The organism is Aquimarina ulvae, from assembly GCF_053613295.3.
Genome location: NZ_JBSIBP030000016.1, coordinates 43,289 through 55,100, shown reverse-complemented (window position 1 = coordinate 55,100; position 11,812 = coordinate 43,289). Strand labels below are relative to the sequence as shown.

Annotated in this window: 8 protein-coding genes; 3 read left to right on the top strand and 5 right to left on the bottom strand. The window is 34.8% G+C overall.

Going from position 1 to position 11,812, the window contains the following annotated elements:
• Nucleotides 1-219: 219 nt before the first annotated feature.
• On the top strand, nt 220-714 hold the full coding sequence (locus ACWGOQ_RS22340; RefSeq protein WP_452059963.1) for a DUF192 domain-containing protein: 495 nt from the start codon (nt 220-222) through the stop codon (nt 712-714).
• Between the two features lie 246 nt (nt 715-960).
• Complete coding sequence (locus tag ACWGOQ_RS22335) at nt 961-1,734, top strand: DUF1206 domain-containing protein (protein WP_452059962.1); 774 nt, start codon at nt 961-963, stop codon at nt 1,732-1,734.
• Nucleotides 1,735-1,813: 79 nt separating this feature from the next.
• Here the strand turns inward: ACWGOQ_RS22335 and secDF are convergent, their stop codons facing one another.
• The 5 genes from secDF to gyrB form a co-directional block, all read right to left on the bottom strand.
• Complete coding sequence (gene secDF, locus ACWGOQ_RS22330; protein ID WP_452059961.1) at nt 1,814-4,837, bottom strand: protein translocase subunit SecDF; 3,024 nt, start codon at nt 4,835-4,837, stop codon at nt 1,814-1,816.
• A gap of 227 nt (nt 4,838-5,064) precedes the next feature.
• The gene (locus ACWGOQ_RS22325) at nt 5,065-5,682 is read right to left on the bottom strand and encodes a hypothetical protein (protein WP_452059960.1); all 618 of its coding nucleotides are present in this window, start codon (nt 5,680-5,682) and stop codon (nt 5,065-5,067) included.
• Nucleotides 5,683-5,865: 183 nt separating this feature from the next.
• Nucleotides 5,866-6,792: a malate dehydrogenase gene (gene mdh / locus ACWGOQ_RS22320; RefSeq protein WP_452059959.1), complete on the bottom strand. Its 927-nt coding sequence runs from the start codon at nt 6,790-6,792 to the stop codon at nt 5,866-5,868.
• A gap of 108 nt (nt 6,793-6,900) precedes the next feature.
• On the bottom strand, nt 6,901-7,902 hold the full coding sequence (locus tag ACWGOQ_RS22315) for a DUF6588 family protein (protein ID WP_452059958.1): 1,002 nt from the start codon (nt 7,900-7,902) through the stop codon (nt 6,901-6,903).
• A gap of 202 nt (nt 7,903-8,104) precedes the next feature.
• Nucleotides 8,105-10,045, bottom strand: a complete 1,941-nt coding sequence (gene gyrB, locus ACWGOQ_RS22310; protein ID WP_452059957.1) for a DNA topoisomerase (ATP-hydrolyzing) subunit B — start codon at nt 10,043-10,045, stop codon at nt 8,105-8,107.
• A gap of 495 nt (nt 10,046-10,540) precedes the next feature.
• Here gyrB and ACWGOQ_RS22305 point away from each other — a divergent pair, with 495 nt between their 5' ends.
• Entirely contained in the window at nt 10,541-11,713 is a 1,173-nt protein-coding gene (locus ACWGOQ_RS22305; RefSeq protein ID WP_452059956.1) for a M12 family metallopeptidase, read from the top strand.
• The last annotated feature ends 99 nt before the right edge of the window (nt 11,714-11,812 follow it).

The following is an 11,812-nucleotide window of genomic DNA, read 5'->3' as shown; positions in this document are numbered from 1 at the left end:
TTGCAATAGTGAATCCGCTTATCAAGTAATCCAAAATCGTAATTAAAACAAGCTTTGGCTGTTTAGTTAAGAAAAGTCGTGTGTCAAAAATAAGATGCACGGCTTTTTTAAATTTATGATTTACAAGTTTTACTTATTGTGTTTCAAAAATAAAACCACTACTTTTCGATTCTAAATACATTTAAATTAATACTGAAATAACAAATAGAAAAAATATCCATGAAAAAGAATATTTTTACAACCCTTATAGCTGTTTCTGTCATATCTATCTTCTCTTGTAAAGAAGCAACCGATAAGAAAATAGTAACCGAAGAAATAAAATTTACTAAAGAAGGAGAACTTTCTGTTTTCAACCTACAAGATTCTATTCCCAGCCACGTTATTGATCTGGATATCGAAATTGCGGATAACGACTATGAAAGAGAGACTGGTTTGATGTACCGCAAAGCTATGGAAGAAAAAAGAGGCATGTTATTCGTCCAGGAAAACTTTAGACCTCAAAGTTTTTACATGAAAAATACGTTGATACCACTCGATATTATTTACATAGACGATCAATTTAAAATCGTGAGTTTTCAGAAAAATGCAAAACCATTAGATGAGACCTCCCTTCCCTCGGGAAAACCTTCAAAATATATATTAGAAATAAACGCTGGGCTGTCTGATGAATGGAATCTAAAAGTTGGTGATTCTATTTCTTTTAAAAAAATATAAAATTCTATATTTAAAACCTGCAGGTTTTTGACCGCTTATAAATAGTGCCTAATTAAAATCCCAAAGTGTAGACATTTTAAGAAGCGATATGATTTAAAATATTATAATAAAAACCATAACTAATATCTTTTAGACATTTTCCAAACCGAATGCGGTAACCTTGATTTGTTTACAGCACAGATTATAATCAAAATATCGCTAATTTTCCAAGTATAACTTTCTGAATACCGAACATCAAATTATACTATGGATCAAAAAATAAAAACTGTTGCACGAGTGGGTTATGGTGCAAAAGGAGTAGTCTATGCAATAACCGGAATATTAGCCTTTATGACCGCATTTAACCTTGGAGGTCAAAAAGCAGGAAAATTACAGGTAATTCAATTTTTAGAAGAGCAATCTTTTGGCAAGATAATTCTAGCAATTTTGGGGATTGGTCTTATTTGCTATGCAATCTGGAGATGTATGCAAAGTATTTCTGATCCAGAAGGAATTGGATCTGACGGCAAAGGAATTGTAAAAAGAATTAGCTTTTTTATAAGCGGTGCGGTATACTTAGCTCTGGGAATTTATTCGATTATTGAAATTTTTAAGGAATCTAGTAATGGAGGTAATTCTTCAAGCTTAGGGGGTTTCGCTACGTTTGTTTTTATAACAATTGGGATTGCATTAGCTATCAAAAGTATATATCAATTTATAAAAGCTATTAAAGGTGATTTTCTTAAGAAATTTAAGATTTCTGAAATATCAAACGTAGCGAGAAAAAAGTTTTTAAAACGGATTGGCTACGCAGGCTTAATTTCTCGTGGAATCGTTGTTGGAATTATTGCGTATTTTTTCATCAAAGGAGGAATAAATGCTTCGTCTTCTTCTGAGGAAATGAAAGGAACTAGCGAGGCATTTTCTTTTATACAACAGAACACATCCGGACCGTGGATCTTTGGTCTGATTGCTTTAGGACTTATCTGTTATGGTATTTATATGTTTGCAATGGCAAAATATAGGTCTTTTGATGACTGAAGCAACCGAATGTGAAAAATAAAAAACCCGTACACTAAAAAGTGTACGGGTTTTTTGCTGTCAAAGCTTGAAGAATATACTACTCTTCAATTTTTTTCTTTTCTTTTAAACCTACTTTCTTCACAGTATCATACATTACAGGAGTTGCAATGAACAATGAAGAATATGTACCCACTAGTACACCAATTATTAGAGAAAACATAAACCCTCTTAATGGTTCCGCAAAAATAAAGATTGCGATCAATACTAATAATGTAGTTAATGAGGTATTTAACGTACGACTTAAGGTACTATTTAAAGCTCCGTTAATATTCTTATCTAACGGCCAGGTAGTATGTTCTGCAAAATACTCACGGATTCTATCAAATACAACCACTGTATCATTCAGTGAGTAACCGATAACTGTTAATATAGCTGCAATAAAGGCCTGATCTATTTCCATATTAAACGGCATAAACTTCCATGTTAATGAGAATACACCTAATACCACCAATACATCATGGAACACTGCCGCTACCGCACCTAAACTAAACTGCCATCTTCTAAATCGGAATAAGATATACAAGAATACCACGATCAACGACCCGATTACAGATATATAAGCTGCTTGTTGAATATCATCTGCTATTGTTGGCCCAACTTTCATAGAAGACATAATTCCTACTTGCTTATCTTCATCTCCATTAGAGAATTCTTCATACGTCATTCCATCCGTTAGGTAAGGTTTTAATGCTGTAAATAAAGAATTCGAGATTTCAGAATCAACCTCTTCTCCTGTTTCATCAACCTTATACTTTGTCGTAATCTTTAATTGATTATCAGCTCCCAAAGTCTTTGCTTGCGCACTACCAAATACCGCTACCAAATCCTTTTCTACATTTGATGGTACAACATCTTTTGCAAAACGAACCGTATAGGTTCTACCTCCTACAAAATCTACACCTTGATCTAGACCTTGTGTAAATAAAGACGCTAAACCTGCCAATACAATGGCTGCAGAAATACCATAAGCAATCTTTCTTTTTCTTAAGAAATCGATATTTACGTTCTTAAACAAGTTTTTGGTTGCAGCTGTAGAGAACGCTAGTTCTTTACCATTCTTACCATATCCATCGATAAACAATCTAGTGATAAAAATTGCTGTAAATAAAGAGGTAAGAATACCAATTAATAAGGTAGTTGCAAATCCTTTAATTGGACCAGTACCAAAGAATAAAAGAATCAAACCTGTTAGCCCTGTTGTAATATTTGCATCTAATATAGATGATAATGCATTTTTGAAACCGTCTTTTATAGCATCTACCTGAGATTTCCCTTTAGCCAATTCTTCTTTAATTCTTTCAAAGATCAGTACATTCGCATCTACCGACATACCAATAGTTAATACAATACCGGCGATACCAGGTAAAGTTAGTACCGCTTTTAATCCGGCCAACACTCCAAAAATAAACAAAATGTTTACTACCAATGCAACATCAGCAAATGCTCCTGCTTTACCGTAGTAAAAAATCATCCAGATTAGAATCAACACTAAGGCAATCCCAAAAGACATAACACCGCTATCGATTGCTTCTTGTCCTAAAGATGGTCCTACTACCTCACTCTGAATAATATCAGCAGAAGCAGGTAATTTACCAGCTCTTAAAACATTTGCTAAATCCTGTCCTTCTTCTACGGTAAAATCTCCAGAAATTTCACTTCTACCTCCTGTAATAGCCCCTTTAGAAACCCCGGGTGCAGAATACACTATATTATCTAAAACAATGGCTATCTGACCTCTGGTTTGAGAAGCTCTACCAGTCATTTCAGCCCATTTCTTAGCACCTTTCCCGTCCATCTGCATAGTAACCACCACATTATTAATCTGGTCATATGACTGAGCTGCATCTGTAATTACACCTCCACTTAGTTCTGGTGTATTATCTCGGTTACCTTTTAATGCATATAAATCTACTCTCGTTCCTTCTTTCTCCGGCTTGCTCCAGGCAAATTTCGTGTACCGTAAAGACTGTGGCAACAATGCACGAATATCTTTTCTGTTTAGGTATTCATCAAACTGTTCAACATCTTTAAGTGCCACAGATACTAAAGCTCCAGAAACCGAAGGAGCACCTATTAAATCATTGATAGGATTTACCTGTGCTTCAGCATCAGTGGAATCCTCTGAATCCGCCAATAACTTTTCGATTTCTGCATCCGCATCGGTTTTTGTTGTATCAACCTGTGCAGTATCTTGTACTTTTTCTGAAGTTTCAACTTCTTCAGTAACTTCTTCTTTTACATCTTTACCTTCTTTAGCTTCTAATTCTTTTTTAAGCTTTTCATTCATTCTACTTATGAAAAGTCCAAGCTCCTGAGAATTTTCAACATCCCAAAACTCTAACTGTGCTGTACTTTGTAAAAGCTTCTTTACACGATCTACATCTTTTGCACCTGGTAATTCTACCAAAATACGTCCTGATTCTCCTAAACGTTGGATATTTGGTTGTGTAACCCCAAACTTGTCAATACGCTTACGCAATACTTCAAAAGCAGAAACTACAGATTCATCGATTTTTCTTTTAAGAACAGGTTTAACTACATCATTCGACATATCAAAAGTGATATCATCACTTAAGTTCTTATTTGCAAAAATATCCGGAGATGCTAACTGTGCATCCGGTATTTTTTCGAATTCTATAAAAAAGTCTTCAACATAGGTGTTCTGACTATTTTTCTGTGTTTGATCTGCTGCATCTAATGCTTGTACGAAAGCAGGATTTTTAGAGTTATTAGCTAATCCTTCTAATATGTCCCTAACCGAAATCTGAAGTATCACATTGATTCCTCCTTTAAGGTCGAGTCCTTTATTAAGTTCTTTAGCTTTAGCATCATTATAGCTAAAATTTGCGAAGATTGGATCTTTACCTATTGAATCCAGATAATCACGTTCTGCTGTTTCTCTTTTCTTAGAATAATTTTCTACAGTTTCAGGAAATTTATTCTCAGCATAAGCTTCAGCTTCTTTTTCTTTTGTGTATGTTAAGTACGTAAACGACAATTGGTAAATACATACCAGTCCAAATAAAATCGCAAATACTCTAACAAGTCCTTTATTTTGCATTGTTATTTATTTTGGTCAAATCTTACCTATAAACGATTTTTAAAATCATATAAGATTCAACAATTATTAGTTTATAATATTCTGTAAATTGGATAATTATGCCTTAATTTTGACATAAAATTTATCTAAAAGCCAAAGCTATCCAAATAGTTTATTATCACTACTTGTTTTTTAACTTTTAAGAAGGTATCGGTCATCGGAGGAATTTAAAAAATTAATTCCTGCTGTTAGCTAATTGGTCCAGCTCTCACCTCTGGAATTTTATAGGAAGTATTGTCAATGGCAATTGCTATTGCTCCATTAACTTTTTGGGATAGCTTCGTTAAGCTATCTAAATGATTAGTATTAACTGTTATAGAACTATATCCATAAAAACCTGAAGCTCTATCCTGCTTTTGTTTTATTTCTAAAACATAAATTCCATTAAAGTCAGCATCTGTATCAGTATGTTTCTGGATTTTATAAACGTCTACATTGTAATGCGAAGAATCGCTATCAAGAGGTGATTTTTTATCTGTATCCTGCTGATCAAATAAAACGTGATCTAGCACTATTTGATGCTCTACAGAAAGTATTTTCTTTATACTCTCTATATCGGCGTCACTATAATAAGCTATTGTTAGTTTGCCATTATAGAGTTCTTTTGATATCCGAGTATTCTTAACCCCAATGGACTCCAGTTGTTTTTTTACAACGGTGATTGCATTTTGGGCCTCTAAAGGAGTTACACTGACATCTGTAAACTCCAGAACTATTTCTTGATTAGGCACCACAGTTTGCTGCTGCATTATTATGAGCAATGCAAAAACACTAATTAGAATCTTGAAGTACCATTCTTTCTTCATGCCGCAAATATAGAAAAATTAAAACTTCATTTCTAAAGTCTTCAAATAAATATCTTTTTAGACATACTGATAAACTCAGCAGTTTAATTTTTATTTTATTTTAACTATTGAAAGTTCCTTAAAAACAAAGAGCTGCCTTTTAAAAGGCAGCTCTTTTGATATATTCTAATTAATTAGAATGAATTACAATTCTAATAGTCCATTTGTTTTCTTAACACCTTCTGCGCTTTCGGCCAATTTTGATTTTTCAGCATCACTAAGCTCAATTTCTACAATCTTTTCAATACCATTTCTACCCAGTACAACAGGTGCTCCAATACATAGATCATTTAAGCCGTACTCTCCCTCTAGTAATGTAGAACACGGAAATATCTTTTTCTGATCGCAAGCAATCGCCTGAACCAATCCAGAAACTGCAGCTCCTGGTGCATACCAAGCAGAAGTCCCTAACAGACCAGTAAGTGTAGCTCCACCTACTTTAGTATCAGCAGCAACCTGTTCTAAACGTTCCTCAGAAATAAATTCTGAGACCGGCACACTATTTCTGGTTGCCAATCTAGTTAATGGCACCATTCCTTTATCACTGTGTCCTCCAATCACCATACCATCCACATCAGAAATCGGAGCTTCTAACGCTTCAGCAAGTCTGTATTTAAAACGTGCACTATCCAATGCACCGCCCATACCGATGATTCTATTTTTAGGAAGATCCGTTGTTTTATGGACAAGATATGTCATCGTATCCATAGGATTACTAACCACTATAATAATGGCATTTGGAGAATGTTTAATCAAATTAGAAGAAACTGTTTTTACAATCCCTGCGTTGATACCTATCAATTCTTCACGAGTCATTCCTGGTTTACGAGGAATACCTGATGTAATTACAGCAATATCACTTCCTGCAGTTTTAGAGTAATCATTAGTTGTTCCTGTTATTTTAGTATCAAACGCGTTTAAAGAAGCTGTTTGCATCAAGTCCATTGCTTTCCCTTCTGCATATCCCTCTTTGATATCTAACAATACTACTTCTGAAGCAAAATCCTTTATGGCGATGTATTCGGCGCAACTCGCACCTACTGCACCAGCACCTACTACTGTAACTTTCATTATCTATATCTAATTTTGATTAATATTATCTTGACTTATTGAATATCTTCAATAATAGCGCGAAAATACAAATTCTTTAACGATTTTGTCTGTGAATTCTTAGTTAAATTACCAACCAAAATTTAATCCAATAGATAGATTTTGATAGTTCTGAAGTGTATAATCTATATTCGCTCTAAAGAATCCTAATGTAACATTGGCTCCAATAGTTGATTTGAGACCTGAGGTTTTATTATCTACTGAAATCGGGTCTTCTACCGTTTGTGAAGCTAATGGACCATTTTCTACTTCATAGGTACCTAATACATCTGCTGTACTATTCCCGGCATAATAACCTAATCCTCCATAAAAATTGAGCTTTGAAAGCTTTGTAGAAATAATACCACTAACCAACCAGGAATTTGATTTTAACCGGATTTCCTGATCTGCTCCATCGATCTCACTATCTGCGGTAAAATCATAAAATCCTTGTACATTAGTATATCCTATTAATCCAGAAACTCTAAAAGGAAGCCTTTTCCAGGAAAAAATCCAATCCGTTAGTTCGTGTTGTAATGCCAATCCGTATAGGAAAACTTCTGTATTTTCTCTGATGGCTATTTTTGGTAAAAACCTTGCTTTAATTTCTGTGCTTCTGGATATCCCCATAGATCCCTGAAGAAATCCGGTGGGTGCAATATTTACTTCCTTATTGCCTATCCCATCAGGCAACGTAACTTCCACCTGAGCCAGTTGACCTTGGTTTAACACCACCACAATATCCCCTCTATCTCCACCAAATGCATTAGCCACAAGTTGACTTGATGGCCCTTCTCTAAATTCAACACCATCATACTCTGCTGTATTCAAAATAAATGATTGTTTTTCTTCTCTTACAAAGGATAAGTTTCCAACAAAACCAACTTCAAACCGCCACGTTTTTTTTACTGAAGCAGTTTTATACCAACCATTAGACATGCTATTTACCAATGCTTCTCCCGCAGGAGCAAAATAATCAGTACTAAAACGCTCTGCATTTTCTATACCTAATTCTAACAATTGATCTACATTGGTTTGAGCATATGACACTTTAAATAATAGTATCATTATAAGTAGGATATTTTTTTTCATCTGTATGCTTCATTTTTCAATAATCAAACCTGCCATTATTGGCAGATTAAAGGAATTCGCGTTCTTAAATATTAATAAGGCTTCAAAATTCTTTACACGCGTATTCCATGAGATTCAGGATTTAAAGGCGGAACAATATATAAAAAAATCCGTTATACATCGTACAACGGATTTCATTCTAAATTATTTAGCAATGCTGATATTAAACATCAATATTTGCATATACAGCATTTTTCTCAATAAACTCTCTACGAGGTGGCACCTCATCTCCCATCAGCATTGAGAAAATTCTATCAGCTTCTGTTAAATTATCAATAGTTACCTGACGCATCGTCCTGAATTCTGGGTTCATTGTGGTATCCCACAATTGTTCAGCATTCATCTCTCCAAGACCCTTATATCGTTGTATTTTCGAGTTTTCTCCAAATTCCTTAACGATTATATCCCGTTGATCATCATTCCAGGCATATCGTTTCTTTGCTCCTTTTTTAACTAAGTATAATGGTGGAGCAGCGATATAAATATGACCTGCTTCTATCAACTCTTTCATATAACGGAAGAAGAACGTTAGGATTAAGGTAGAAATATGGCTACCATCCACATCTGCATCACACATAATTACTATTTTATGGTAACGCAATTTAGAAAGGTTTAAAGCTTTACTATCTTCTTCTGTACCAATAGTAACTCCAAGAGCTGTAAAAATATTTTTGATTTCTTCGTTCTCAAAAACCTTGTGGTGCATTGCTTTTTCAACATTCAGAATTTTACCTCGTAATGGTAAAATAGCCTGAAACATTCGATCACGACCTTGTTTAGCTGTTCCTCCTGCAGAGTCACCCTCTACCAGAAACACTTCACATAAAGCTGGGTCTTGCTCAGAGCAATCTGATAATTTACCAGGAAGTCCTCCGATGCTCATTACGGTTTTACGTTGCACCATTTCACGGGCTTTCTTGGCCGCGTGTCGTGCTTGTGCAGCAAGAATCACTTTCTGCACTATGATTTTGGCGTCATTAGGATTTTCTTCAAGATAGTTTTCCAACATTTCTGAAACTGCCTGAGAAACTGCAGATGTTACTTCTCTGTTTCCTAATTTAGTTTTTGTCTGTCCTTCAAATTGAGGTTCTGCCACTTTAACCGAAACAATAGCAGTTAATCCTTCTCTAAAATCATCACCTGCTACTTCAAACTTCAACTTATCCAACATTCCTGAAGCATCTGCATACTTCTTTAATGTTGATGTAAGCCCTCTTCTAAATCCAGAAAGATGTGTTCCTCCTTCATGTGTATTAATGTTATTTACATAAGAATGTAAATTCTCTGCGTATGAATCATTATAAATCATAGCAACTTCTACAGGGATATCATTTTTCTCTCCTTCCATAGAAATTACATCTCCAATAATTGCATTACGACTAGTGTCCAAGAATTTTATAAATTCTTTTAGTCCTTCTTCAGAATGAAATGTTTCTGCTACAAAATTACCTTCATCATCCGTATGACGCTTATCAGTTAAGATAATTGTGATACCTTTATTAAGGTAGGATAACTCACGCATACGGCTTGCCAACGTATCATAGTTATATTCTAATGTCTGCTGAAAAATGGTAGGATCTGGTCTAAAAGTAACAACTGTACCATTAAAATCAGTATCACCAGTTGATTTTACAGGGTACAATGGTTTTCCTTTTTCATATTCCTGCTCCCAAACTTTTCCATCCTTATGCACAATAGCATGTAAGTGATCAGAAAGTGCGTTTACACAAGAAACCCCTACACCGTGCAAACCACCTGATACTTTATAAGAATCTTTATCGAATTTACCTCCAGCTCCAATTTTGGTCATTACGACTTCTAGCGCCGAAACTCCCTCTTTCTTGTGAATCCCAACAGGAATACCACGACCATTATCTCTGGTAGTGATAGAATTATCTTCGTTTATTGTAACATCGATAGCATCACAATGACCAGCAAGTGCTTCATCGATAGAATTATCCACAACTTCATATACCAAATGATGCAAACCTCTAGTTCCTACATCTCCAATATACATTGATGGACGCATGCGCACATGCTCCATTCCCTCTAATGCCTGAATACTATCGGCAGAATAATTATTTTTCTTTGCTTCTTCGCTCATAAATCAGCTTTAATTAATTACAATTTTTGGTCAACAAACAAAGATAAAAAAAGAGTGAAGTGTTCAAAGTGTTTTATAAGATATGATTTAAAGAGTTATCAACAATTAGTTAAGAATAACACCAGAAAAAGAAAAAAAGCTCTTAAAAGCGATAAAAATAGTCTTAAATCTAATTTAAGACTATTTTAATAATTGCTCTATTCGAGAGAAGCTCCCTTAACATTTTGTGAATAAACGTATTAAAACAAAAGTACTTTACCTAAAATTGAGGATTTTCATTCAAATACCTTTAACAACTTTATGAATAAAAAACTCAACTACCTATAAAATGTATAAATCCACTGTTTAGCACATACGTTTTCTCAATCAACGCTTACGAATAATAGAAGCCAGTTAATTTTAGTGCTTCAATTATAATAATACAGATTCTTTGCGTTAAAAAGCAAAGCATTCAATGCTGAAAAAAAATCACACAATCAACTAATTTATTTTCAAATGAAAACTAACAATTTAATGAATCTTGGTAAGGCAGCCGTTATCTGCTTAGGAATTTTAGCGAGTTCTTGTACAAATGAAAGTTTTGAAGAAGCAACTGGAAATCAAGAAACTGAATTAATTAAAAAATTCTTTAACGATGACATCGTACTTGTAAAAGACTTAGGAGATGGCACTTATTTAGGAGGTGATATTATCTATGAGTCGAGACAGTTAACTGATCAAAGAATCGGATATAATGCTAATCCGGAACCAAATGAAGAACTTGATGAAAGATTAGGTTTTTACAGAGGTGTTCAAAAATGGCCAAATAACACGATTATTTACGTATTTGATAACAACCTTAGTAACAACCAAATACAAGTCTCGTTAAATTCTATGCAGGAATGGACTACCAAAACGAATATTAAGTTCAAAGAAAGAACGAATGAGAATTATTATGTTACCATAACAAATAACGGAAACAATTGTAATTGCGCAAGTGCTAATTTAGGTGTTAATGGTACTCGCGGTCGAATTAATATGGGAGTTAAAACCAGTGAGGTGGTTATGATTCACGAGATAGGCCATACACTTGGTTATATCCACGAGCAGACTCGTTCTGACCGAGATAACCATGTAAGGATTCTTTTCGACAACATACAAGATGGTGCTGCAAGTCAGTTTAGGAAAAATGATAATTCAGTAAATATTGGGGAATTTGATATCAAATCTACCATGATGTATGGAGCTTACACCTTCAGTAAGAATGGACAACCTACAATAGTCCAATTAGATGGAACTACTCACCCAAGAAGAAGGCCAGAATTATCTGCTGGCGATATTGCAGGAACAAATCAGACCTATCCAGCTGGTGATGGTGATGGTGATGGTGACGGTGACGGTGACGGAAACGACATATGTGATGGAGTAGACGAGTGGTCCGGAAACATCCAGTATCGTGTAGGAGATAGAGTTACCTATCAGGGCTCTTTATATGAAAGAGACTATTACCGATGGAATCGATTAGGAGAATGTGGTGATACTCAAGCCTCAGATATTTGTGATGGTGTAGAAGCCTACAGCGGAAATAGAAACTATAGTACAGGAGATCTGGTAACTTACAATGGTTATTTATATAAAAAATTAACAAGCGGTGGATGGTCTAATCAAGGAAGATGCCAAGATAACTAACCAAACCCATATCATCTCAATACCGCTAAAACAAAAACCCCGGGAATCAAATTCCCGGGGTTTTACATCTCAATTAACTCAACTTTCAGCGACTCAAGC

Coding starts and splice junctions, on each gene's coding strand:
- ACWGOQ_RS22340 (WP_452059963.1), top strand. CDS start 220: ATGAAAAAGAATATTTTTACAACCCTTATAGCTGTTTCTGTCATATCT.
- ACWGOQ_RS22335 (WP_452059962.1), top strand. CDS start 961: ATGGATCAAAAAATAAAAACTGTTGCACGAGTGGGTTATGGTGCAAAA.
- secDF (WP_452059961.1), bottom strand. CDS start 4,837: ATGCAAAATAAAGGACTTGTTAGAGTATTTGCGATTTTATTTGGACTG.
- ACWGOQ_RS22325 (WP_452059960.1), bottom strand. CDS start 5,682: ATGAAGAAAGAATGGTACTTCAAGATTCTAATTAGTGTTTTTGCATTG.
- mdh (WP_452059959.1), bottom strand. CDS start 6,792: ATGAAAGTTACAGTAGTAGGTGCTGGTGCAGTAGGTGCGAGTTGCGCC.
- ACWGOQ_RS22315 (WP_452059958.1), bottom strand. CDS start 7,902: ATGAAAAAAAATATCCTACTTATAATGATACTATTATTTAAAGTGTCA.
- gyrB (WP_452059957.1), bottom strand. CDS start 10,045: ATGAGCGAAGAAGCAAAGAAAAATAATTATTCTGCCGATAGTATTCAG.
- ACWGOQ_RS22305 (WP_452059956.1), top strand. CDS start 10,541: ATGAAAACTAACAATTTAATGAATCTTGGTAAGGCAGCCGTTATCTGC.